The following is a 24,725-nucleotide window of genomic DNA, read 5'->3' as shown; positions in this document are numbered from 1 at the left end:
ATGCTCGCCGTTCGTCGTGAACGCCGGAGCCCCTGAAGCCTATGTCCCCCATTCGCCTGTTTGTCCCCCTCGCCCTTGCCCTACTGGCTGGATGCGCCACGCAACCTGCGCACAACGTGACCGTGGAAAAACAAAGCGAATGTCCGGTGCAACTCAGCAACGGGCAAAACCTGATCCTGACCCTGCCGAGCAATCCGACCACAGGCTATCGCTGGGCGATCCAGGATTCGGCCGGCGGTGTGCTGCACGCACTGGGGCCTGAGGTTTATCGAAACCCGGAAGATGCCGGCATCGTCGGCGCGGCCGGGGTCTCGACCTGGCGCTTTCAGGCTTTTGCGACCGGCACCGGGCGTTTGCGCCTGACTTCGCAACAGCCATGGGCACCCGAAGTGCTGCCGGTGGATTCATTCGACTGCACGATCTCGGTGAACTGACCGTGGGCTGGCTGATTCTGGCGCTGATGGGCGCAGTGACCTTTCTTTACGGCGTGAGCGTGCATGCGTCTCTGCTATGCCTGCTGGTCAAGCCGCTGCCGGTACTGGCCCTGCTCGGCTGGCTGCACGACGCACCGCCCGGCGAATATCGGCGCTGGATCAGCCTGGGCCTGATTTTCTCCCTGCTCGGCGACGTGTTGCTGGCATGGCCAGGGGACTTGTTCGTGTTTGGGCTGGGCGCGTTTCTGGTCGCGCACCTGGCTTATCTCAAGGCTTATCTGAGTGATTGCCGACGCCTGGCCGTGCTGCCGCTGGTGCTGGCCCTCGGCGTCGGCGCCGTACTGCTGGGAATTCTGATTTCCAACGGCCTCGGGCCATTGCTGGTGCCCGTGATTGTCTATGGCACGGCGATCAGCGCCATGCTCTGGCGCGCCCTGGCCCGACTCGGGACCGATGTGCCCAAACGCTCGGCGTTGCTGGCGGCGGCGGGGGCAGTGGCGTTCGTGTTCTCCGACAGCGTGATTGGTATCAGCCGGTTTGTGGTGCCGTTCGACGCGGCGCCTTATGTGATCATCCTCAGTTACTGGCTGGGGCAATGGGGTATCACTGCCTCGGCGTTCAGCCAAAGACCGCGTTGAATTCTTCGCGAGCAGGCTCGCTCCCACATTTGATCGACTGTGAACACATGATTTGTGTTCGACAGATCCATTGTGGGAGCGAGCTTGCTCGCGATAGCCATATCACGGGCAACGAAGATTCCTGATTCAGCCCGCCGGTTTATCAGACAACCCGCGCATCCGCGCGCCAACTTGGCTAAAATGCCGGCCTTTTCCACCTACACCGCTGGAACCGCCGTGAGCAAAGAATCCGATCGCCTTTTCGCCCAGCCCTTGGCCCAGGTGCCCGACTTCGCCTTCAACGAGGACGTGGTGCGGGTGTTCCCGGACATGATCAAGCGCTCGGTGCCGGGTTATCCGACCATCGTCGAAAACCTCGGCGTGCTCGCCGCGCAGTTCGCCCAGCCGGGCAGCGTGCTCTACGACCTGGGCTCGTCGCTGGGTGCCGTGACCCAGGCCTTGCGCCGGCATGTACGCACCGACGGTTGCCGGGTGGTCGCTGTGGATAACTCCGCCGCCATGGTCGAACGCTGCCGCGAGTACCTCAACGGTCAGGATTCGATGTTCCAGGAGCTGCTGCCGGTCGAGGTGATCGAAGGCGACATCCTCGCGCTGGAGTTCCAGCCGGCCTCGGTGGTCGCGCTGAACTTCACCCTGCAATTCATCGCCCCGGACCAGCGCACGGCGTTGCTGTCGCGCATCCGTCAGTCGCTGTTGCCTGGCGGTGCCTTGATCCTCTCGGAAAAACTGCGCTTCGAAGACGCGCAGGAACACGCGTTGCTCACCGACCTGCACATCGCCTTCAAACGCGCCAACGGCTACAGCGAGCTGGAAATCGCCCAGAAGCGCAGCGCCATCGAAAACGTCATGAAGCCCGACAGCCTCGAAGAACACCGCGAACGCCTGCTGGCCGCCGGGTTCTCGAAAGTCGTGCCGTGGTTCCAGTGTCTTAACTTTGCCTCGTTGATTGCCTTGCCATGATTGATCTGTCCCCCCTCGCCCGCCGTCTGGCCGGCACTCCGCTGGCCGAATGGGCCAACACCCTGCAAGCACAACTCGACAAGAAAATGGAAAAGGGCCACGGCGATCTGGAGCGCTGGCAAAGTGCGCTGGACGCCCTGCCGAAGATCCAGCCAAGTGAAGTCGACTTGCTCAATGGCCTGAAGCTGGACACCGATTGCAGCGACGAGACCCGCGCACAAATGCGCACTGCGCTGATGGGCCTGTCGCCTTGGCGCAAAGGGCCGTTCGACCTGTTCGGCGTGCACGTCGACACCGAATGGCGCTCGGACTGGAAGTGGTCGCGGGTCGCCCCGCACCTGGACCTCAAAGGCAAGCGCATCCTCGATGTCGGCTGCGGCAACGGCTATTACATGTGGCGCATGCTCGGCGCCGGCGCGGACAGCGTGATCGGTGTCGACCCGAACTGGCTGTTCTTCTGCCAGTTCCAGGCGGTGCAGCGTTATCTGTCCGAGCCGAACGCCTGGCACCTGCCCTTCCCGTTCGAAGACCTGCCGCCGAACCTCGAAGGGTTCGACACGGTATTTTCCATGGGCGTGTTCTACCACCGCCGTTCGCCCATCGAGCATTTGCTGGCGCTGAAGGATTGCCTGGTCAAGGGCGGGGAACTGGTGCTGGAAACCCTGGTGGTTGAAGGCGACAAGCATCAGGTGCTGGTGCCGGAAGACCGATACGCGCAGATGCGCAACGTGTGGTTCCTGCCGTCGGTGCCGGCGCTGGAGTTGTGGTTGCGTCGTGCAGGGTTCACCGATGTGAGGTGCGTGGATGTGAGCACCACCACGGTCGAGGAACAGCGTGGGACGGAGTGGATGAAGTATCAGTCGCTGAGCGACTTCCTTGATCCCGAGGATCACAGCAAGACCGTTGAAGGGCTGCCGGCGCCGATGCGGGCGGTGATCGTCGCTCGCAAGTAAGCCAATCCCCGAACACCGAATACCCCTGTGGGAGCTGGCCTGCCAGCGATAGCGGTGGTTCAGTCGACATCAATGCTCGATGTGCCGACGCCATCGCTGGCAGGCCAGCTCCCACAGGGTTTGATGTCGTTTTCTAGATTGCTGGTTTCGCGCGCCGGGCCTTGAAGAATTCGCTGAGCACCGCCCCGCATTCCTCCGCCAACACCCCGCCTTCATACAACACCCGGTGATTCAAAAAGCCTTGGGTAAAGAACTGCCCCTGGCTCTGCACGATTCCGGCTTTCGGCTCCAGCGCGCCGTACACCACCCGGGCAATCCGCGAATGCACGATCAGCCCTGCGCACATACTGCACGGCTCCAGCGTGACATACAGCGTACTGCCCGGCAGACGATAGTTGCTTACAGCCTGGGCGGCGGCGCGGATGGCGACCATCTCGGCGTGGGCGCTTGGGTCGCTGCCAGTGATCGGACAGTTGAAGCCGCGACCAATGATCTCTCCATCCTGCACCAGCACCGCGCCCACGGGCACTTCGCCGAGGGCCGCGCCTTGGGCCGCCAGTGCCAGGGCCTCACGCATGAATTCGCGATCACGGCTGCGGTCGATGATGGCGGCGGGACGAATCTGACGCATCACGCCACCTCGATAGCGGCCATCAGGCCGGTTTCCATGTGGTCGATCACATGGCAGTGGAACATCCATACACCCGGGTTATCCGCCACCAGCGCTACCTGCGCGCGCTCGTTCTTGCCCAGCAGGTAAGTGTCGGTGAAATACGGAATGACCTTGTGCCGGTTCGAGGCGATGACCTTGAAACTCATGCCGTGCAGGTGAATCGGGTGCTGGTACTGAGTCATGTTCTTCAATTCGAAAATGTAGCTCTTGCCCTTCTCGAGCCTGGCAATCGGGCGGTCGGCGCAGGTCTTGTCGGTGATGTCCCAGGCCTTGCCGTTGATCTGCCACAGGCTCGGCGGCTTGCCGTTATCAACGTTGACCGATACCGAGCCGACCCATTCGAAATTGAAGTTGAGTTTCTCGGCATTGGCCAGGTCCGGTTCGGCGATCGGGTTGGCCGGCAGTGCCGGTGGCCACTCGGTCGGCGCATCACTATTGGCCACTGAACGGAACGTGCCCAGGCGCACCGGGCCGTTGCGCAGCGACAACTCCTCACCGGCCGGCGGGGCCTTGATCGCCAGGCAAATGCGCATGCCCGGGCCGAGCCAGTATTCCTTGCCGAGCGGTCGTGGCTCGACCGGGTTGCCGTCCAGCGCATAGATCTGCGCTTCGACGCCAGGAATGTTCAGGCGATAAGTCAGGGTGTTATCGAGGTTGAGCAGGCGTACGCGGGTGATCTGCCCGGCCGGCAAGTCGATCACCGCCTGCGGGACGCCATTGATGGTCGCCAGGCGCCCCGCCGTACCACCCCGCGCCGCTTCCCGGGGAATACTGAACTCGACGAAATTACCCACATCGTCGACGTGCCAGCTCTTGAGACTCAAGGTCTTCTCGTACTTGAATCCGGTCGGCTCGCGTTCGTCGATAATCAATGGGCCGACCAGGCCACGGCCGAGCTCCTCACTGCTGTTCACATGCGGGTGGTACCAGTAGCTGCCGGCATCCGGCACACGGAATTTGTAGTCGAAGTACTCACCCGGCAACACCGGCAATTGCGACACGTAAGGCACACCGTCCATTTCCAGCGGCAGGCGGATGCCATGCCAATGGATGGTGGTGGCGACCGGCAGATGGTTGATGAAGCGCACCCGCAGCCATTCACCCTGACGCACCCGCAATTCGGTGCCCGGCGCCGACGGGCCGAAGGCCCAGGCCTGGGTCTTGTGCCCGGCTACCAGCTCCACGTCCAGCGGCGCTGCGATCAGCTCGTAGTCGTGGCCCGCCTCGGCGTCCGCCATCTTGCCCAGCCAGTAGCGCGACGCGCCCCCCGCACCGACACCAACGACAACAAGACCGGCCAGGTCACCGAGGATTTGGCGACGGGTAAACGACATGAACTCAACTACCTCACGTATCAGCGACAGGCCCGGGGCCCGCAAAAGGCGAATACGATACACCCGCAGTTGTGAAAGAAACAGCAAAGCGGACGTGACGCCGGGCCGCAGCCGGGCGACCTCTGACAACAAAGATCTATTAATCCCTGACACCGTGCGCCGCTTTCCCTACAGATCCGGCTGTAGTCCGCAGCGCATAGTGCCGACCTCAAACCCATCCATTTCTCAAGGAGAGAGAGATGAATTCTTCAGATACAAGTACTCAATTCCCACTCCCGGACCCCGACGATGTACAGGCCCTCAAGGACCTGGTGCTTCCGTTCGTGGAAGCCTGTCCCGACATGCACGACATGGCCCATATCGAGGCTCAGGCAATTCTGGACAAATACCGCATCCAGCACATCGACCCGGACCGGGTCTGGTGGCACCGTTTCGACAACACGTCGGTCACCAGCAACAAAGCCTTCCTGTTCTGGGAACACTATCCCAAGCCCATTGAGTCGCTGACCTTGCCGCAACTGGTGGTCCAGCGCTTTCAGGCCCACGACCAGGACAATGCCGACCTGCTGGACAGTGATGGCGGGTTCTACAACGAGGGAGCGAACGCCCGGATCTACAACGAAACCAACGAAGTGAAGATGCACCCCAGCGTGGTCATCAAGGACCTGTGGCGCATCAATTTTCACGACCGCTATTGGGAGAAGATGGGCGCTTTCTGGCGCAATCATTCGGATAATTTTCGAACCCTGGCCAAGCTCAATTTCATTTCCAAGGCGTTGGAGGAACACGACGGCTCACGCCTGAGCAACGAAAACCTCAAAACCGTGCTCAAGGCAGTGGCCGGCCATCTCACCTGGCCCGTTACCCTGGACATGCTCAGGGCCCACGAGCCGCCTGTCGAAGGCCTGCGAGTCACGCCGCTGTGCATCGGCAACTACATGTCCAGTGACATACTGCGCATCATCGACCGAGACGGACGGCAGATTCTCTATACCCCGGGGGAAACGGATGCCTTCCATGTATTAGAAACCCCCCGCGACCTGCACTGGTGGTTGCTGTGCCAGAACAACCATCCGGACAACCGCGTCCGGTTCATGGCGCACTTCCCCTTGTCGGCCCAGCAGCAGGATGAGGACAACGTTGGCCTGAACCACACCATCGACTTGCTGTATGTGACGTGGGGCAAATACGACCATAGCCTGTTCGAACCAGACATACCGGATATCGATGTTGACACCTTCACCTGGCTCCGAGACTCGGTCAGGGAACGCATGTTCGACGACGCGGATATATCCTTACGCTCCAATGCCGACCTGCGGGAGAAAATGTGGATCGGCTATCTGAGTACGTTCACCCGACTCTTTGGTGCCATGTCCTGCGCCGGCTGGCCCGTGGCCCTGGCCGCCGTGGGTGCCGGCATCGCCAACATCGGCCTGAACATCGACCAGGCCGTCAACGGCATGAACGCCCAGGAACGCAAGGCCGGTGTACTCGGCGCCATCTTCAGCAGCATCGACACCCTCTTCAATGCGCTGGCGCTCGGTGGCTCGGCCGAGTTGGCGGAAGTCGGCGAAGCCAAAGACGAGTTCACCCCACAGGAGAATCTCGGCGGCGAAAACGAACACCCCGAAGGCGCCCCACCGAAAATCACAGTCGCCGCCCCCGGTCGAACCTATGTCGTGGAAGGTGAAAACCCGCTGGCCCCTTTCGAGACCAATGAAGTCCTTGACGGCCTGGAGGTGGCAGCCGAGGAAGGCAAATACCGCAACATCTATCAGCCAGCGACAGGCGGCAACTACGTCAGGATCAATGACGACTACTACCTGGTGCGCTACGTCAACGAGCTGAAGACCTGGGTCATCATCGACCCCGCCAACCCGTTCTCGTTTCACCGCAGCCTGCCGGTTCGTTTGAACGCCGAGGGTGAATGGGAACCGCTGACCCGCCCCGGTCTGTATGGCGGCGGCAAGATTTTTGGCAATTGGCCTTGGGGCCGATCGCCTGCGCCTTTGCCTGAGATAGCCAGCCCTGCCACTGCCTATGACGTCCCTCAGGCGCTACGGGCCGAGTTGAAGCCTTACGTCACCGAAGCTGGCGCCGACAAAGAGCTCAGTGACGCTTACGACGACATTTTCAATCCCGACAGCGCTCTGATGCAGTTCAAGGCCCTGAGAAAAACCTTGTATCGAGACGCTCAGGCCTACTATCAAAACCTTCCTGAACTCCCCCCCAGGCCGACCACTCCGGTCTTTGGCCCGGTGAGCCGACCCAAGGACATCATCGAGACGCTGTTCGAAGAGTCACCCGCCCTGGTCGTCGGCGAAGGCCACTCCAGTATTGGCAGCAAAGAGTTCCTGATCGAGAACATGGAGATACTCGGCAAACAAAAGGTTAAAACCTTGTACATGGAACACCTGTTCAACGACTTCCATCAGGCGGACCTGGATGTTTTCAACAAGAGCGGCGTAATGTCGAAAAGCCTGAAACGCTATCTGAAGAATCTTGATGCAGGTCATTTCACCGATCCCTCTGGCCGATTCACCTTTATGAAACTGGTCAAGACCGCGCAGAAAAACCACATTCGCGTGCAGGCGATCGACTGCGCTGCAAGCTATCGCGTCGATAACATGCAGGGGGTAACCCCCTTCCACCGGCAAAAAATGATGAATTACTTCGCCAAAATCATCATCGAAGGGGATCAGGCTGCCAGAGGGTCTCATCGATGGATTGCACTGGTTGGCAATACTCATTCCAATACCTGGGAAGGTGTCGCGGGCCTCAGTGAACTGGAAGGTGGTATCGGCTTGCGGGTAAAAAGTGCCAGGGTCGGTCAGTCCACGACCATTGAGCCAGACCCGGGAGAGTCCGGTACCAACGGCGGAATTGACAGCACTGTGTTCACGGTCAAGAACGACCTGCTTCTGGAACTGGAATCCCCCGAGCTTGCCAGAGAACAGGTACTCGACGCAGCACTCAATCAACCGGGCATGGTCAGCATCGAAAAGTACGGCAACCAGCTCGAACTGGTTCACCGTGCCCGGGACGGCTCACTGGTGCGCACCCTCATCCGCTCTGACGCCACAGGCATATACATTGAGCGTCCGCAGTGGGTCAGCATCAATAACAAGCGATTCACCAGCCTGGCCGAGCTTTCGCAAGCCCTGAGTCGCAACGGCTTGAAACCCACACGCGTCCCTTGAAACGCAAAAAGCCCCGGGTCTCTCGAACCGGGGCTTCGCTTGGTATTATCGATTTGAACCTGATTTCACAGGTTCAATTCGATCATTCCCACTCAATGGTCGCTGGCGGCTTGCTCGACACGTCGTAGGTGACGCGGGAGATGCCTTCGATTTCATTGATGATGCGGCCGGAAACGGTTTCCAGCAGTTCGTAAGGCAGGTGTGCCCAACGCGCAGTCATGAAGTCGATGGTTTCCACGGCACGCAGGGCCACGACCCAGGCGTAACGACGGCCATCGCCCACCACGCCAACCGATTTCACCGGCTGGAACACCACGAACGCCTGGCTGACCTTGTGGTACCAGTCGGCCTTGCGCAGTTCTTCGATGAAGATGTGGTCGGCGCGACGCAGCAGGTCGGCGTATTCCTTCTTCACTTCACCGAGGATGCGCACGCCCAGGCCCGGGCCCGGGAACGGGTGACGGTAGACCATGTCGTACGGCAGGCCCAGTTCCAGGCCCAGACGACGGACTTCATCCTTGAACAGCTCGCGCAACGGTTCAACCAGCTTGAGGTTCATTTCTTCCGGCAGGCCGCCCACGTTGTGGTGCGACTTGATCACGTGGGCCTTGCCGCTTTTCGCGCCAGCCGACTCGATCACGTCCGGGTAGATGGTGCCCTGGGCCAGGTACTTGATGTTGTCCAGCTTGCAGGATTCGGCATCGAACACGTCGATGAAGGTACGGCCGATGATCTTGCGCTTCTTCTCCGGGTCGGCTTCGCCGGCCAGGTTGCCCAGGAACTGCTCTTCGGCGTTGGCACGGATCACCTTGACGCCCATGTTCTCGGCGAACATGGCCATCACTTGCTCACCTTCGTGCAGGCGCAGCAGGCCGTTGTCGACGAACACGCAGGTCAGCTGGTCGCCGATGGCCTTGTGCAGCAGCGCGGCAACCACGGACGAGTCAACACCGCCGGACAGGCCGAGCAGGACGTTGTCAGTGCCGACCTGGGCACGCACCTGGGCGATGGCGTCTTCAGCGATTTTCGAGGGAGTCCACAGGGCTTCACACTCGCAGATGTCGAGGATGAAGCGCGACAGGATGCGACCGCCCTGCTTGGTGTGGGTCACTTCCGGGTGGAACTGCACGCCGTAGTAGCGGCGCTCGTCGCTGAACATGCCGGCGATCGGGCAGCTCGGGGTGCTGGCCAGGATGTGGAAGTCTTCCGGCATGCGGGTAACTTTGTCACCGTGACTCATCCACACGTCGAGGCCGAACAGGCCGTCGGCGTCGATGTGGTCTTCGATGCCGTCGAGCAGACGGCTCTTGCCGACCACGTCCACGCGGGCATAACCGAACTCACGCAGCTCGGAACCTTCAACCTTGCCGCCCAGTTGCTCGGCCATGGTCTGCATGCCGTAGCAGATACCGAAGACCGGCACGCCCAGATCGAAAACCGCTTGCGGGCAGCGCGGGCTGTTGGCTTCGTGAACCGACTCCGGGCCGCCGGCGAGGATGACGCCTTTAGGAGCGAATTCGCGGATCGCATCTTCGTCCATGTCGAACGGGTGCAGTTCGCAGTACACGCCGATTTCACGCACGCGGCGGGCGATCAGTTGGGTGTACTGGGAACCGAAGTCGAGGATCAGGATGCGGTGGGCGTGAATGTCGAGGGCCATGATTCAGTCTCGTCTAAAAAATTCGGAAACAGTCGTGATTCAGAAACAACTCGGGGCTGAATAAAACAGCCCCGGTTGCTTAGCGTGTTGCTTGAAGGCTCAACCTACGCGGTAGTTTGGCGCTTCCTTGGTGATCTGCACGTCGTGAACGTGGGACTCGGCCATGCCAGCGCCGGTGATCCGCACGAACTCAGGCTTGGTGCGCATTTCTTCGATGTCGGCGCTGCCGGTGTAGCCCATCGAGGAGCGCAGGCCGCCCATCAACTGGTGGATGATCGCGCTCAGGGTGCCCTTGTAAGGAACACGCCCTTCGATGCCTTCCGGAACCAGCTTCTCGGCGCCTGCCGAGGAGTCCTGGAAGTAACGGTCGGAGGAACCTTGAGCCTGGGACATGGCGCCCAGCGAACCCATGCCGCGATAAGCCTTGTACGAACGACCCTGGAACAGTTCGATCTCGCCCGGTGCCTCTTCGGTACCGGCGAACATCGAGCCCATCATCACGCAGGAAGCACCGGCCACGATGGCCTTGGACAGGTCACCGGAGAAACGGATGCCGCCGTCGGCGATCAACGGCACGCCTGTGCCTTCAAGGGCAGCGGCAACGTTGGCGATGGCACTGATTTGCGGCACGCCGACACCGGCGACGATACGGGTGGTGCAGATCGAGCCAGGGCCGATACCGACCTTGACGGCGTCAGCGCCCGCTTCGGCCAGGGCCTTGGCGGCAGCGCCGGTGGCGATGTTGCCGCCGATCACCTGCACTTCAGGGAAGTTCTGCTTGACCCAGCGAACGCGGTCGATCACGCCCTTGGAGTGACCGTGAGCGGTGTCTACCACCACCACGTCAACGCCGGCAGCAACCAGGGCGGCAACGCGGTCACCGGTGTCTTTACCGGTGCCGACTGCAGCGCCGACGCGCAGACGACCTTGATCGTCCTTGCTGGCCAGCGGGTAAGCCTTGGCTTTTTCGATGTCGTTGACGGTCATCATGCCTTTGAGGGCGAATTTGTCGTCGACGATCAGCACGCGCTCGATGCGGTGCTTGTGCAGCAGTTCACGCACATCGTTCTTGTCGGCGCCTTCCTTGACCGTGACCAGACGCTCTTTAGGCGTCATCACTTCACGGACGGTGGCTTCCAGACGGTTCTCGAAACGCACGTCACGGGAGGTGACAATGCCGACCAGGTCGCCATTGTGCAGCACCGGAACGCCGGAGATGTTGTGCATGCGGGTCAGTTCGAACAACTCGCGCACGGTGGCGTCGGCGACGATGGTGATCGGGTCCTTGACCACACCGGCTTCGTAACGCTTGACCTTGCGCACTTCGGCAGCTTGCTGCTCGATGGTCATGTTCTTGTGGATGATACCGATACCACCTTCCTGAGCCATGGCGATTGCCAGACGGGCTTCAGTGACGGTGTCCATGGCGGCGGAGACCAGTGGAATATTCAGCTCGATGCCACGGGTAAGGCGGGTCTTGAGACTGACTTCGTTAGGAAGCACCTCGGAATAACCGGGCACTAGGAGAATGTCGTCGAATGTCAGAGCTTCTTGGCTGATACGCAGCATCGCGGGGGCTCCCGAGCGGGAAAATGGAAGCGCGCCATTATAGTCAGACACCCCCTCGGGTTCAATGTAAAACTCTGTCTATTATTGGCTTTACTGATGTACGGGATGATATTGCTGCTTTTCTGTAGGAGCGAGCTCGCTCGCGATGGTCGTGAACCATAACGCGAACATTCTGGTTCCCCGCGGTGTTCTTGAGTTCATCGCGAGCGAGCTCGCTCCTACAGGGTCATCAGAGTTCGACTTTCACCCAACTGACAGGCTGATCCAGCCAATCGGCGAATTCATCGATAAAGCTCTGCTTGAACCCGGCTTCGGCCCAGTTGTTGAAGATGAAACCCAGGTTGGAGAAGCCGCATTCCTGCAGGAACAGGAAGCCGTTGATGTCGTCTTCATGCCCGCATTCGGGGCAGGTGAAGTTGTCGGTGCGCCCCGGCATCCAGTCTTCCAGGCTTTCGAACAGGGCTTCACCGATTTCCTTGCGGCACTCGGCGCAGCCTGCCTCTTCAAGGAATCCCTTGGCTGGCGTATAGATGCAACGCTTGGTGATGATCTCCAGGCCATTGACCGCTTCGCCGAATGGCAGGGCCTCCGGGTGCAGGACCACTGCGCGGGCACCGTCGGCGATGGCGTGGGCCATGCGATTGCCGGTGCGGCCGCAAGTGGTCAGTTCTTCCTGGATGATGTTCTTGCGCACCAGCCAACGCACGACGGCCCGGGCCCGGGGTTCGTGGACCGGCAGGGTGGAGATTTTCGGGACGATGATGCTTTGCGAATTCATGGGGGTACAGGCCTGGAACATTGATAAATGACCTGTAGGAGCGAGCCTGCTCGCGATGGACGTTAACGATAACGCGGGGAGTCTGGTTCCCCGCGGTGTTCTTGAGTCCATCGCGAGCAGGCTCGCTCCTACAGGTAAAGCAATGGCGCGATGCCTATAGAAGGTATAGGCCCGCCATAGCTGTTTTTACAGTTCTACGACAACCGCCTGGGAAGCGCGGGTTGCCTTGGCGCGGGCGGCTTCGATCGATTCGTCGCGAGCCAGGGCCACGCCCATGCGGCGCTGGCCGTTGACTTCCGGCTTGCCGAACAGGCGCAGCGCGGTATCCGGCTCGCTCAAGGCAGCGCCCAGGTTGGCGAAAGCGGTCTGGGTCGACTGCCCTTCTACCAGAATCACCGCCGAGGCCGATGGCGCGAACTGACGGATCAACGGGATCGGCAGACCGAGAATGGCCCGTGCATGCAGGGCGAACTGCGACAGGTCCTGGGAGATCAGGGTCACCAGGCCGGTGTCGTGCGGACGCGGCGAGACTTCGCTGAACCACACTTGATCGCCCTTGATGAACAGCTCGACGCCGAACAGACCACGGCCACCCAAGGCTTCGGTCACCGCTTTGGCAACACGCTCGGACTCAGCCAGGGCAATCGGGCTCATGGCTTGGGGCTGCCAGGATTCCTGATAGTCGCCCTTCTCCTGACGATGGCCGACCGGTGCGCAGAAGGTGGTGCCGCCGACGTGGCGCACGGTCAGCAGGGTGATTTCGTAGTCGAAATCGATGAAGCCCTCGATGATCACCCGACCTTTGCCGGCGCGGCCACCTTCCTGGGCGTAGTCCCAGGCTTTCTGCACGTCATCGACGCTGCGCAGCAGGCTCTGGCCCTTGCCCGAGGAACTCATGACCGGCTTGACCACGCATGGGAAACCGAGGTCCTCGACGGCCTTGCTGTAGTCCTCGAAGGTGTCGGCGAAGTGGTACGGCGAGGTTGGCAGGTCCAGCTCTTCAGCGGCCAGGCGACGGATGCCTTCGCGGTTCATGGTCAATTGCGCGGCGCGGGCGGTCGGGATCACGGTGAAACCTTCGGCCTCCAGTTCCACCAGGGTCGCGGTAGCGATGGCTTCGATTTCCGGCACGATGAAATGCGGCTTCTCGGCTTCGATCACGGCGCGCAGGGCGGCACCGTCGAGCATGTTGATCACATGGCTGCGGTGCGCCACCTGCATGGCCGGCGCGTTGGCGTAGCGGTCCACGGCGATCACTTCAACGCCCAGGCGTTGCAGCTCGATCACCACTTCCTTGCCCAACTCGCCACAGCCACACATCAATACGCGGGTCGCGGTCGGCGACAATGGAGTTCCGATACGGGTCATCTGAAGGTCCTCAAGGAGCGGATCATCGAGGGACGCGTCGCCATGCGCGCTTCCCATGGGGAGAAAGCGCGGCATTTTACATGAACTTCAGCCGACGACAGCCTGTTTGCGCAGGCGCCAGGCCATGATCAGCCACACGGCGGTGACCCCGGCGAACTTCGAACCCAGGGCGGTGAGGATCACCCCCGGCGTCAGGGCGTCGATCATGCCGAAAAAGATAAAGGTATCGAGGGGAATGCTCAGGGCCGAACTTATCCACAGGCGATCATGCAGCGGACGTTTGGTGATGCTGAACACCAGCCAGTCGATGCACTCGGAAACCGCGAACGCCGTGGCGCTGGCCAGGGCGATGGACGGATCGGAGGTGACATAGGACAACACCAGCGCCACCAGCATCGCCGCGAGGGCGCCATGCCCGAACCGGGCTTGCACCATGTCGCGCAACACAAACACCAGCCCGCCCCAGGCCGACCAGATAATGTCCAGGTGGGGGGCGGTGGAAAAGGCGTAGTTGATCAGCACGACGCTGCTGATGTAGGCGATCAGGAAGAGCATGGGCGGGAAAGTACCTGTCAATTTGCCGCACAGAATACTGTAGGAGCGAGCTTGCTCGCGATGGTCGTGAACGATAACGCGGCAAACCTGACACCCCGCGGCGTTCGCGGGTCCATCGTCGGAACGCCGCCCGGAGCAAGCTCGCTCCTACAACCGCGGTTTTGCCCCGATCATCCAGATCAACCCACTGGCCTTGGCCCGCTCATGACACAACCCCAGCACCTTGCGCCGCTCGTCGTTGTCCATGCGGCTCCAGCGGGTAATCTCCTCCACCGTGCGCTGGCAACCGGTGCAGATGTCATCGTCATCCAGCGCACAAATGTTCACGCAGGGCGATGCAACCGGGCGTTCAGTGGTGGTCATTGTTCCTGCTCGGCCAGGTCGCGGGCATAACGCTGCGAGTTGTGTACATAGTGAGCAGCGCTGGCCTCCAGCATCTTGATTTGTGGCTCGGTCAATTCGCGCACCACTTTGCCGGGCGAGCCCATGACCAGCGATCCGTCCGGAATCTCCTTGCCTTCGCCGATCAGCGAGTTGGCGCCGATGATGCAGTTCTTGCCGATCTTCGCGCCATTGAGAATCACCGCGTTGATGCCGATCAGGCTGTAGTCGCCGACGGTGCAGCCGTGGAGCATGGCGTTGTGGCCGATGGTCACGCCGGTGCCGATGGTCAGCGGGTAGCCCATGTCGGTGTGCATTACGGTACCGTCCTGGACGTTGCTGTTCTTGCCGACCAGGATCAACTCGTTGTCGCCGCGCAATACGGCGTTGAACCAGACGTTGGCGCCCTCTTCCAGCTTGACCTTGCCCACCAGCACGGCATTGGGTGCGACCCAGCTCTGTGGATGGGTTTCGACGCGGGCGTCGCCCAGGCGGTATTTCATTGTTGGATTCCTCAAGGCTCAGGCAGGCTTTTTTTCAGCAAAACCAGGATTCAGGCCATTCGAACGATGGCGTCAGATACTGATAAAGCTTTTGGGAGGCTGATGCAGGCTGATTTTGGCGTCATACAGCAGGTTGATCAACTCGACGATCATGATCGCCGTCAGCCCCCAGATCTTGTATTCGCCAAAGCGATAGCTCGGGACGTACCAGCTGCGGCCCTGATAATCGATACGATGGGTATGTTCGCGGGGGTCTTTGCGGAAGAACTCGAGGGGCACGCTGAACACCGCGGCGATCTCGGCATCGTTGGCCTGGTATTGGACAAAATCCGGGATCACCCCGACATAGGGCGTGACCTTGATGCCATGCAGGCTGATCAGCGGGCTGAGCGGGCCGATCACCTCGACCAGCCCCGGCGGCAGGCCGATCTCTTCTTCGGCTTCACGCAGGGCGGTGAAAATCAGGTCGGGGTCTTCGGGGTCACGGCGTCCGCCGGGAAAGGCGACTTCGCCGCCATGGGTCGACAGGCCGCTGGCACGCAGGGTCAACACCAGCTCGGGCTCGTCACTGCGGGTGATGGGCACCAGCACTGCGGCCTCGGGAAAACGACGGTCGGTCTCCAGTGTGCGTGGAGTGTGGTTACTAACCCGATGCAGTAGCTCATCCAGCATGAGTGTTCTCGATCTGTGCCTTACCCGGCATCATGCACCAATCGCTGCGGCCGCCCAACCCCCGCAACCGTCCCATGTCGCGAAACGACAACTTGCCGACCGGCACTGCCGCACGCCAAGATAGGCGCAGCATTCAGGAACCCCAGCATGAAATTTTGCAGCCAGTGCGGTAACCCGGTGACCCAGCGCATTCCCGAGGGCGATTCGCGTCTGCGTTTTGTCTGCGACAGCTGTCACGCCATTCACTACCAGAACCCCAACATCGTCGCCGGCTGCGTGGCGACCTGGGACACCAAGGTGTTGTTGTGCCGACGGGCCATCGAGCCACGTCGCGGCTACTGGACCCTGCCCGCCGGTTTCATGGAGAACGGCGAGACCATCGAACAGGCCGCCATTCGCGAAACCGCCGAGGAAGCCTGCGCCCGGGTGCGCAACCTGAGGATCTATACCCTGATCGACGTGCCGCACATCAGCCAGGTGCATGTGTTCTTCCGTGCCGAGCTGGCGGACCTGGACTTTTCTGCCGGCCCCGAGAGCCTGGAAGTGCAACTATTCGACGAAGCGGACATTCCATGGGATGAGCTGGCTTTCCGCACGGTGGGCCGTACCTTAGAATGCTTCTTCGCTGACCGGCGGACCGAGGTCTATCCCGTTCGGTCTGAATCGATCCCGCCACTTGCTCAGTCTGCCATTATCTGATGTCATCCCGGCATCACTCAAAGGCGCCGAAAGACCGCCCGAACGCGGCACGAGCCTGCGGCAGCTCCTGCAAAAACTTCTATACATAAATAGTCGCGACACCTCCTGGGGAATCGTTTCAATGCGCTGGTTGCTTGCCCTGTTCTGTTTGTCGTTCGTCACGGTGTCCCAGGCTTCTGCCGTGGAAACCCTGGACGGCAAGGTCATCGAGAAGATCCTGATTCTCAAGTCTTCCCATCAATTGCAATTGATCAATGACGGCAAGCCGCTCAAGACCTATCGCATTTCCCTGGGCAAGCGTCCCAAGGGGCCCAAGCTGATGGAAGGCGACAAGCGCACCCCGGAAGGCTTCTACTGGGTCGACTGGCGCAAGATCAGCGATCGCTTCAACCTGGCGATGCACATTTCCTACCCGAACATCAGCGACTCTGCCCGTGCCCGTCGTGAGGGCGTCGAGCCCGGCGGCATGATCATGATCCACGGCACCCCGGACAGCGAAGACACCCCCGAAGACCTGTTCCACACCCTGGACTGGACCGACGGCTGCATCGCCATGCGCAACATGGACATGCGCGAAGTCTGGAACCTGGTGCCGGACGGCACGATGATCGAAATCCGCCCGTAATCCCCCCACGACCGTTGGTCGCCATCGAAAAATAAATTCAAAAGATCGCAGCCTTCGGCAGCGCCTGCAGCGTGAATACCATTTCGCACTGCAGGCGCTGTCGCAGGCTGCGATCTTTGCCTTCAAAATCCGCCCCTCTAATACCACTTCAAACCACCCCCCACTCCAACTAGCCGACAAGGCAGGTTTCCTTCCACAAACAGCAAAGCTCTGGCGTTGACATGGTATTCAAGTGGTATTAGTTTTCGCCCATTCACGGGCAAAAACATTCCAATATCCGCCCCGGACAACCGCCATGAACGATCTCCAGGCCCTGCGCCCCGACGATACCCAACCCACGCCGTTGTACCTGCAACTGGCACGTAACCTGGAAGCCGCGATCCACGCCGGCCAGTGGAAAGCCGAGCAGGCGATGCCATCGGAACGCAATCTGAGCGAGACGCTGGGCATCTCCCGCGTCACCGCCCGCAAGGCCTTGGAAGTGTTGTTCGAACAAGGCCTGATCCGCCGCAACCAGGGCTCCGGCACCTTCATCACGCCGCGCCTCGAACAACCGTTGTCGCGTCTTTCCGGCTTCAGTGAAATGCTCCGCCTCAAGGGGTTCGTGCCCGGCTCGCAATGGCTGGAGCGGGAAATCACCCTGCCGACCCATGAAGAGCTGATCCGCCTCGGTCTGTCGCCCAACGACAAGGTTGCGCGCCTCAAACGCCTGCGCAAGGCCGACGACACGGTGATGGCCATCGAGATGAGCACCCTGCCCGCCTCGATCATTCCCAAGCCGCAAATAGTCGGTGACTCCCTCTACGAATTCCTCGACGGCATCGGCAAGCCGGTGGTCCGCGCCCTGCAGCACATCCAGGCGATCAACGCCTCGGACGAGTTCGCCGCACTGGTGGGCATCCCCCCCGGCACCGCCATGTTGCTGATGACCCGGGTCGGCTACCTGGAAGACAACACGCCCATCGAAGTCACCGACACCTATTGCCGTAACGACTACTACGACTTTGTCGCAGAGCTGCGTCGCTAACAAATAGCCGCCGAATATCGAGAACAGATCATGTCCGAAGACAACATCCTCACCCCCCACGGCTGGGTTCGCGGCCGACTGGTTCATGAGCACGGCAAGGTCGTGTCGATCGAAGGCCAGCCCTGCGATCCGGCGGACAACGACCTGCCGTACCTGCTACCGGGCTTCATCGACCTGCACGTTCACGGCGGCGGCGGCAAAGACATCATGGAAGGCGCGCCCGCTTTCGAAACCATCACCCGAACCCATGTGCGCTTCGGCACCACGTCGCTGCTGGCCACTACCATGACCGCACCGAGCGAAGAAATCTCCAGCGTGCTCAAGGCCGTCGGCGAATTCTGTGAGCAGCGCCCCCAAGGCTGCGCCCGGGTACTCGGCGTGCACCTCGAAGGCCCCTACATCAACCCCGGCAAACTCGGCGCGCAACCCAACTTCGCCCACACCGCGCTGATGGCCGAAGTCGAAGCGTACCTGGCGCTCGCACCGATCCGGGTGATCACCATCGCCCCGGAAATCGCCGGTCACGACGCCTTGATCCGCGACCTGAGCGGCCGTGGCGTGCGTATGCAGATCGGCCACACCCTGGGCAGTTACGAGGAAGGCGTGGCCGCGCTGGAGGCCGGCGCCAGCAGTTTCACTCACCTCTACAACGCCATGAGCCCGCTGCATCACCGCGAGCCGGGGATCGTCGGCGCAGCCCTGGCCCACGCCAAATACGCCGAACTGATTCCGGACTTGCTGCACGTGCACCCCGGCGCCATCCGCGTGGCTCTGCGCTCGATTCCGTGCCTGTACTGCGTCACCGACTCGACCGCCGCCGCCGGCATGCCCGACGGTGAATACAAGCTCGGCAGCCACACCGTAACCAAATGCCTGGGCGGCGTGCGCCTGCCCGACGGCACCCTGGCCGGCAGTACCCTGACCATGGATCAGGCCCTGCGCAACCTGGTGAAGATCGGCCTGCCCATCGCCGAAGCTTCGCAGCGCCTGTCGCAATTCCCCGCCGATTACCTCGGCATCACCGAACGCGGGCGCCTGCAACCAGGCGCCTGGGCCGACTGCGTGCGACTGGATCGCTCACTGAAACTGACCGCTGTCATGGTCGAAGGAGAAGACATTGACTTCAAAAATGCTTGAAGAGGCGCTGTCCTCGTTCGAAGCCGTGCAGGCCCAGTTGCAAACACTCGACCCACAGATGATCGAGATCGCCGGGCGCCTGCGTCGTCAGCCGCCGCAAGTGGTGATGACCGTCGCGCGCGGCAGCTCCGACCACGCCGCCAGCTACTTCGCCTACCTGACCATGCAACTGCTGGGTTTTCCGGTGGCCTCGTTGCCGATGTCGGTGGTGACCATGCAGCAGGCGCCGTTGAAGGTCAGTGGCCAGGTGGCATTCGCTTTCTCGCAGTCGGGGCAAAGCCCGGACCTGGTCAACAGTCTGCGCCTGTTGCGCAAGCGCGGCGCCCTGAGTATTTCGATGGTCAACGCCGAAGAGTCGCCGCTGGAAGCCGCCTGCGAATTCAGCCTGCCGCTGTGTGCCGGCATCGAAAGCAGCGTCGCCGCGACCAAGAGTTTCATCGCCACCCTCAGCGCCAGCGCGCGGCTGATTGGCCACTGGAAAGAAGACGCCGAATTGCTCGAAGCCGGTCGTGCCTTGCCCGAAGGCCTGCGCCACGCCGCGCAACAGGACTGGAGCCCGGCCATCGACGCCTTGCGCGATTGCCAGCAATTGATGGTGATCGGCCGTGGCGCCGGTTTCGCCATCGCCCAGGAAGCGGCGCTCAAGTTCAAGGAGACTTCGGCGATCCAGGCCGAAGCCTTCAGCAGCGCCGAAGTCCGTCACGGCCCGATGGCCTTGATCGGCGACAACTACCCGTTGCTGGTGTTTGCCCCACGGGGTGCCGAACAGGCCGGTTTGCTGAGCCTGGCCGCCGACATGCGCCAACGCGGCGCCCGGGTCCTGCTGGCCGCGCCGGATGACGTGCTTGAACGCGACCTGACCCTGACCCGCGCCGAACACCCGGCCCTCGACCCGATTCTGGCGATCCAGAGTTTCTACGTGATGGCCGCCGGCCTGGCCGTGGCCCGTGGCATGGACCCGGACCAGCCGCGGCACCTGAGCAAAGTCACTCGTACGCACTAAAGGCAATCACCCTGTAGGAGCGAGCCTGCTCGCGATGGTTTTGAAAACGACGCGTTCATTCAGGAGGAACGCATTATCGTTGACGTCCATCGCGAGCAGGCTCGCTCCCACAGGGGACCAAACGAATTTCAAAATCGTAGCTTTCCTGATGAGACCGAGCCCATGCATAACAACAATAAAGAGCTGACCTTAAGCGCCCCGCTCAGCGGCCCGGTGCTCACGCTCGCCAAAGTCCCGGACCCGGTGTTCGCCAGCGGCGCCATGGGTGACGGCATTGCCATCGATCCGCTCAACGACACGCTTCACGCTCCCTGCGCCGGCGTGGTGGTGCATGTCGCCCGCACCGGCCACGCCGTGACCCTGCGTGCCGACAATGGCGCGGAATTGCTCCTGCATCTGGGCCTCGACACCGTCGAGCTGCAAGGCCAGGGCTTCTCGATGCTGGTCAAGGAAGGCGCGCGTGTCGCCAACGGCCAACCGCTGCTGCGCTACGACCTGGACAAGGTCGCGCAACAGTGCAAAAGCCTGGTCAGCCTGCTGATCCTCACCAACAGCCAGGACTTTCAGGCACGGCCCATCACCCTCAAGTCGGTAAAGGTCGGCGAGCCGCTGCTGCACATCATTCGTCGACAGACGTCGAGCGCACAGGTCGAAACCGAGTTTGCCGGCGTCGAGATTGTCGGTCAGGTGCGCATTGCTCACCGTGGTGGTCTGCACGCGCGGCCGGCCGCGTTGATCCGTCAGACCGCGCAAGGGTTCAAAAGCAAATCGCAGCTGCATTTCGCCGGCAAGTCGGCCACCTGCGACAGCCTGATCGGCCTGATGGGGCTGGCCATCGGCGAACAGGCGGAGGTCCAGGTCAGTTGCCAGGGCCCGGATGCCGAAGCCGCACTGCAAGCCTTGTTGACCGCGTTATCCACAGCCCTGGCCGAAGACCACCACGCCGCCGCGCCAGCCACGATTGCCCAACGCAATCGCACTGCCGAAGCCGGTGTGTTGCACGGCGTCTGCGCGGCGCCCGGTCTGGTCGGCGGGCCGTTGTTTCGCCTGAATGCGATCAGCCTGCCGGTGGATGCCGGCCATCATGATCCGCAGCAACAACAGCAAGTGCTGGACGCGGCACTGAGCCAGGTGCGCAGTGAAATCGAACACACACTGACCCTGGCGAAAAAACACAAGGACACCGCTGAAGAGGCGATTTTCGCCGCACACCTGGCGCTGCTCGAAGACCCGGCCCTAGTGGACGCCGCCAGTCAAAGCGTCGCCCAGGGCTCGGCCGCGACCCACGCCTGGAGCCAGGCCATCGACGCGCAATGCGAAGTCCTCCAGCAAACCGGCAGCACGCTGCTGGCCGAACGCGCCAACGACCTGCGCGACCTCAAGCAACGGGTGCTGCGCGCATTGCTCGGCGATACCTGGCATTACGACGTGCCGGCCGGCGCCATCGTCGCGGCCCATGAACTGACGCCATCGGATTTGCTGCAACTGAGCCAGCAAGGCGTCGCCGGGCTGTGCATGGCCGAAGGTGGCGCGACCTCCCACGTAGCGATTCTGGCTAGGGGCAAAGGCTTGCCGTGCATGGTGGCGCTGGGTTCGACGCTGCTCGATCAGCAACAGGGGCAACCGGTGGTGCTGGACGCCGACGGCGGCCGCCTCGAACTGACACCCGGCACACAGCGCCTGACCGACGTGCGCCAGCTGCAACAGCAACAGCAACAACGCCGGGCCGAACAGCAGGCCCAGGCGCACACACCCGCGCTGACCACCGACGGCCTGCGCATTGAAGTCGCCGCCAACGTGGCGTCCAGCACGGAAGCAGCAGACGCATTGGCCAATGGCGCCGACGGTGTCGGCTTGCTGCGCACCGAGTTTCTCTTCGTCGACCGCCACACCGCCCCGAACGAAGAGGAACAACACCACGCCTATCAAGCGGTGCTCGATGCCATGGGCGACAAGTCGGTGATCATCCGCACCATCGACGTCGGCGGCGACAAGCAACTGGACTACCTGCCACTGCCTGCCGAGGCCAATCCGGTGCTCGGCCTGCGCGGCATTCGCCTGGCTCAGGTTCGCCCTGAACTGCTCGACCAGCAACTGCGCGCGCTGCTGCACATCCGCCCATTGTCACGCTGCCGGATCCTGCTGCCAATGATCACCGAAGTCGATGAACTGCTGCACATCCGCCAGCGCCTCGACGCCTTGTGCGGTGAACTCGGCCTGGCGCAACGCCCGGAGCTGGGGGTGATGATCGAGGTTCCGGCCGCCGCGCTGCTGGCCGAGCAACTGGCCGAGCACGCGGACTTCCTGTCCATCGGCACCAACGACCTGTCGCAATACACCCTGGCGATGGATCGTGACCACGCCGGGCTCGCCGCCCGCGTCGATGCGCTGCACCCGGCACTGCTGCGGCTGATCGCCCAGACCTGCGCCGGTGCGGCGCAGCACAACCGTTGGGTGGGCGTGTGCGGCGCACTGGCGTCCGATCCGCTGGCCACGCCAGTGTTGATCGGCCTGGGGGTCAGTGAACTGTCGGTGAGCCCGGTACAAGTCGGTGAAATCAAGGATCGCGTGCGTCATCTCGACGCCGGCGAATGCCGGCGCATCAGCCAGGGCCTGCTCAAGCTGAGCAGCGCCAGCGCGGTGCGTCACGCCTGCCACCAGCATTGGCCTCTGAGCTAAAGAACAACAAGAATCCACGGAGAACCGCCATGTACCAACTTTTCATCGAAGGCCTGCAACGCCTCGGCCGCGCGCTGATGCTGCCGATCGCGATCCTGCCGATTGCCGGCCTGCTGCTGCGCCTGGGCGATACCGACCTGCTGAACATCGCGATCATCCACGACGCCGGCCAGGTGATTTTCGCCAACCTGGCGATGATCTTCGCCATCGGCATCGCGGTCGGTTTCGCCAGGGACAACAACGGCACGGCGGGTCTTGCCGGGGTGATCGGCTACCTGGTGATGATCTCCACCCTCAAGGTGCTCGACCCGAGCATCAACATGGGCATGCTTGCCGGGATCGTCAGCGGTTTGATGGCCGGCGCGCTGTACAACCGCTTCAAGGACATCAAGCTGCCGGAGTACCTGGCGTTCTTCGGGGGCCGGCGTTTTGTGCCGATTGTCACCGGGTTTGCCGCTGTAGGCCTGGGCGTGGTGTTCGGCTACATCTGGCCGCCGATCCAGCACGGCATCAACAGCTTCGGCACGCTGATGATGGAAAGCGGCAGCTTCGGCGCGTTCGTCTTCGGCGTGTTCAACCGCCTGCTGATCGTCACCGGCCTACACCACATCCTCAACAACATGGCGTGGTTCGTGTTCGGCAATTTCACCGACCCCACCACCGGCGCGCTGGTGACTGGCGACCTGTCGCGCTACTTCGCCGGCGACCCGAAAGGCGGCCAGTTCATGACCGGCATGTTCCCGATGATGATCTTCGGCCTGCCCGCCGCCTGCCTGGCGATGTACCGCAACGCCCTGCCGGAACGGCGCAAGGTGATGGGTGGGATCTTCCTGTCGATGGCGTTGACCGCGTTCCTGACCGGCGTCACCGAGCCGATCGAATTCGCCTTCATGTTCCTCGCACCGTTGCTGTTTCTGCTGCATGCGTTGTTGACCGGTTTGTCGATGGCCATCACCAATGCGCTGAACATTCACTTGGGGTTCACCTTCTCCGGCGGCTTCATCGACATGATTCTTGGCTGGGGCAAGTCCACCAACGGCTGGCTGGTGTTCCCGGTGGGCCTGGCCTATGCGGTGATCTATTACGTGGTGTTTGATTTCTGTATCCGCCGCTTCGACCTGAAGACACCGGGCCGCGAAACCAGCACTGCCTCCCCGCAGGTTGCGGTGGCCGACAATGAACGCGCCGGGGCTTACATCAAGGCCTTGGGTGGTACCGAAAACCTGATCACCGTCGGCGCTTGCACCACCCGCTTGCGCCTGGACATGGTGGATCGCAACAAGGCCTCGGATACCGATTTGAAAGCGCTCGGCGCCATGGCGGTGGTGCGTCCGGGCAAGGGCGGAAGTTTGCAGGTGGTGGTCGGACCGATGGCCGACGCGATTGCCGATGAGATTCGCCTGGCGATGCCGGCGCTGGGCCGGGCCATGGTGTCGTCACCGGCGGCAGAAATCGACGCACCGCCACCTGCCGCCGTAGCGGCACCCGAGGCGCAGCAATGGCTCAATGCCCTGGGCGGTGGAGACAATGTACTGCAACTCGACTGCATCGCCATGACCCGCATCCGCCTGCAACTGGCCAATGGCAAGGCGTTGTCGGAATGTGATTTGAAAGCGTTGGGCTGCCAGGGTGTCAGCCAGTTGGAAGGCGGCATCTGGCATTTGCTGATCGGCGACAAGGCGCCTAGCTTGAGTGATGCGCTGGAAGCGTTAGTCAATCGTAGTGAGGTGAGTGCAAAGGTTTAGATCCTCGGTGCATGACAGGCCGCCATCGCGAGCAGGCTCGCTCCTACATTTGCTCTGCGTACACCGCACCACTGTAGGAGCGAGCCTGCTCGCGATGAGGCCCTCACTGACACCACTGAATCCTGAGCGATA

The 24,725-nt window shown here is 61.8% G+C and carries 23 protein-coding genes; 12 read left to right on the top strand and 11 right to left on the bottom strand.

What is annotated here, in order from left to right; translation table 11 throughout:
* Positions 1-41: 41 nt before the first annotated feature.
* The 4 genes from AC3ITA_RS05180 (at position 42) to cmoB (ending at position 2,985) form a co-directional block, all read left to right on the top strand.
* A complete protein-coding gene (locus AC3ITA_RS05180) occupies positions 42-434 on the top strand; it encodes a protease inhibitor I42 family protein (protein ID WP_150672989.1) in 393 nt (130 codons plus the stop codon).
* Positions 435-436: 2 nt separating this feature from the next.
* Positions 437-1,072: a lysoplasmalogenase gene (locus tag AC3ITA_RS05175; RefSeq protein ID WP_489280752.1), complete on the top strand. Its 636-nt coding sequence runs from the start codon at positions 437-439 to the stop codon at positions 1,070-1,072.
* Positions 1,073-1,252: 180 nt separating this feature from the next.
* Entirely contained in the window at positions 1,253-2,032 is a 780-nt protein-coding gene (gene cmoA, locus AC3ITA_RS05170) for a carboxy-S-adenosyl-L-methionine synthase CmoA (protein ID WP_172435320.1), read from the top strand.
* On the top strand, positions 2,029-2,985 hold the full coding sequence (cmoB, locus tag AC3ITA_RS05165) for a tRNA 5-methoxyuridine(34)/uridine 5-oxyacetic acid(34) synthase CmoB (protein WP_489279660.1): 957 nt from the start codon (positions 2,029-2,031) through the stop codon (positions 2,983-2,985). Before cmoA ends, cmoB begins: the two co-directional genes overlap by 4 nt.
* A gap of 133 nt (positions 2,986-3,118) precedes the next feature.
* On the opposite strand, the gene tadA is transcribed toward cmoB, so the two are convergent.
* Together tadA and AC3ITA_RS05155 are read right to left on the bottom strand one after the other, a co-directional pair.
* On the bottom strand, positions 3,119-3,616 hold the full coding sequence (tadA, locus tag AC3ITA_RS05160; protein ID WP_095943072.1) for a tRNA adenosine(34) deaminase TadA: 498 nt from the start codon (positions 3,614-3,616) through the stop codon (positions 3,119-3,121).
* Entirely contained in the window at positions 3,616-4,992 is a 1,377-nt protein-coding gene (locus AC3ITA_RS05155; protein WP_489279658.1) for a multicopper oxidase family protein, read from the bottom strand. The genes tadA and AC3ITA_RS05155 overlap by 1 nt, the downstream gene beginning before the upstream one ends.
* Before the next feature lie 239 nt (positions 4,993-5,231).
* Between AC3ITA_RS05155 and AC3ITA_RS05150 the strand changes: the two genes are divergently transcribed.
* A complete protein-coding gene (locus AC3ITA_RS05150) occupies positions 5,232-8,192 on the top strand; it encodes a membrane-targeted effector domain-containing toxin (RefSeq protein WP_489279656.1) in 2,961 nt (986 codons plus the stop codon).
* A gap of 82 nt (positions 8,193-8,274) precedes the next feature.
* Here AC3ITA_RS05150 and guaA read toward each other — a convergent pair whose 3' ends face one another.
* From guaA to AC3ITA_RS05105, 9 genes are all read right to left on the bottom strand, one after another.
* Positions 8,275-9,852 carry a glutamine-hydrolyzing GMP synthase gene (guaA, locus tag AC3ITA_RS05145; RefSeq protein ID WP_008053207.1) on the bottom strand — a complete coding sequence of 526 codons (1,578 nt, stop codon included), beginning with the start codon at positions 9,850-9,852 and terminating at the stop codon, positions 8,275-8,277.
* A gap of 99 nt (positions 9,853-9,951) precedes the next feature.
* Positions 9,952-11,421, bottom strand: a complete 1,470-nt coding sequence (guaB, locus tag AC3ITA_RS05140; protein WP_008053208.1) for an IMP dehydrogenase — start codon at positions 11,419-11,421, stop codon at positions 9,952-9,954.
* A 229-nt stretch (positions 11,422-11,650) separates the two neighbouring features.
* On the bottom strand, positions 11,651-12,199 hold the full coding sequence (locus AC3ITA_RS05135) for a sugar ABC transporter ATPase (RefSeq protein ID WP_095943068.1): 549 nt from the start codon (positions 12,197-12,199) through the stop codon (positions 11,651-11,653).
* Positions 12,200-12,385: 186 nt separating this feature from the next.
* A complete protein-coding gene (gene purT / locus AC3ITA_RS05130; protein ID WP_095943067.1) occupies positions 12,386-13,567 on the bottom strand; it encodes a formate-dependent phosphoribosylglycinamide formyltransferase in 1,182 nt (393 codons plus the stop codon).
* An 87-nt stretch (positions 13,568-13,654) separates the two neighbouring features.
* The gene (locus tag AC3ITA_RS05125; RefSeq protein WP_150672984.1) at positions 13,655-14,122 is read right to left on the bottom strand and encodes a VUT family protein; all 468 of its coding nucleotides are present in this window, start codon (positions 14,120-14,122) and stop codon (positions 13,655-13,657) included.
* Between the two features lie 147 nt (positions 14,123-14,269).
* Complete coding sequence (locus AC3ITA_RS05120) at positions 14,270-14,485, bottom strand: DUF1289 domain-containing protein (RefSeq protein WP_150672983.1); 216 nt, start codon at positions 14,483-14,485, stop codon at positions 14,270-14,272.
* Positions 14,482-15,006, bottom strand: coding sequence for a gamma carbonic anhydrase family protein (locus AC3ITA_RS05115; protein ID WP_489279654.1), 525 nt, complete (start codon positions 15,004-15,006; stop codon positions 14,482-14,484). Before AC3ITA_RS05115 ends, AC3ITA_RS05120 begins: the two co-directional genes overlap by 4 nt.
* A 72-nt stretch (positions 15,007-15,078) precedes the next feature.
* The gene (locus AC3ITA_RS05110) at positions 15,079-15,678 is read right to left on the bottom strand and encodes a CoA pyrophosphatase (protein ID WP_150726759.1); all 600 of its coding nucleotides are present in this window, start codon (positions 15,676-15,678) and stop codon (positions 15,079-15,081) included.
* Positions 15,668-15,811 carry a hypothetical protein gene (locus tag AC3ITA_RS05105; RefSeq protein WP_172435319.1) on the bottom strand — a complete coding sequence of 48 codons (144 nt, stop codon included), beginning with the start codon at positions 15,809-15,811 and terminating at the stop codon, positions 15,668-15,670. Before AC3ITA_RS05105 ends, AC3ITA_RS05110 begins: the two co-directional genes overlap by 11 nt.
* Before the next feature lie 14 nt (positions 15,812-15,825).
* Between AC3ITA_RS05105 and AC3ITA_RS05100 the strand changes: the two genes are divergently transcribed.
* The 7 genes from AC3ITA_RS05100 to nagE all read left to right on the top strand — a co-directional run bounded on the left by AC3ITA_RS05100 (position 15,826) and on the right by nagE (position 24,593).
* The gene (locus tag AC3ITA_RS05100; protein ID WP_489279652.1) at positions 15,826-16,377 is read left to right on the top strand and encodes an NUDIX hydrolase; all 552 of its coding nucleotides are present in this window, start codon (positions 15,826-15,828) and stop codon (positions 16,375-16,377) included.
* A gap of 121 nt (positions 16,378-16,498) precedes the next feature.
* Entirely contained in the window at positions 16,499-17,002 is a 504-nt protein-coding gene (locus AC3ITA_RS05095; protein WP_007982819.1) for a L,D-transpeptidase family protein, read from the top strand.
* A gap of 295 nt (positions 17,003-17,297) precedes the next feature.
* Complete coding sequence (locus AC3ITA_RS05090) at positions 17,298-18,029, top strand: GntR family transcriptional regulator (protein WP_095943062.1); 732 nt, start codon at positions 17,298-17,300, stop codon at positions 18,027-18,029.
* A gap of 30 nt (positions 18,030-18,059) precedes the next feature.
* The gene (nagA, locus tag AC3ITA_RS05085; protein WP_095943061.1) at positions 18,060-19,166 is read left to right on the top strand and encodes an N-acetylglucosamine-6-phosphate deacetylase; all 1,107 of its coding nucleotides are present in this window, start codon (positions 18,060-18,062) and stop codon (positions 19,164-19,166) included.
* Entirely contained in the window at positions 19,147-20,169 is a 1,023-nt protein-coding gene (locus tag AC3ITA_RS05080; protein WP_150672981.1) for an SIS domain-containing protein, read from the top strand. Before nagA ends, AC3ITA_RS05080 begins: the two co-directional genes overlap by 20 nt.
* A gap of 162 nt (positions 20,170-20,331) precedes the next feature.
* A complete protein-coding gene (gene ptsP, locus AC3ITA_RS05075) occupies positions 20,332-22,848 on the top strand; it encodes a phosphoenolpyruvate--protein phosphotransferase (protein WP_489279651.1) in 2,517 nt (838 codons plus the stop codon).
* A 29-nt stretch (positions 22,849-22,877) separates the two neighbouring features.
* On the top strand, positions 22,878-24,593 hold the full coding sequence (gene nagE / locus AC3ITA_RS05070; RefSeq protein WP_489279650.1) for an N-acetylglucosamine-specific PTS transporter subunit IIBC: 1,716 nt from the start codon (positions 22,878-22,880) through the stop codon (positions 24,591-24,593).
* Positions 24,594-24,725 lie beyond the last annotated feature (132 nt).

The organism is Pseudomonas sp. GL_090 (genome assembly GCF_057837765.1).
The sequence above is the reverse complement of the archived record's forward strand: the minus strand, read 5'-3'. Positions and strand labels throughout refer to the sequence as shown.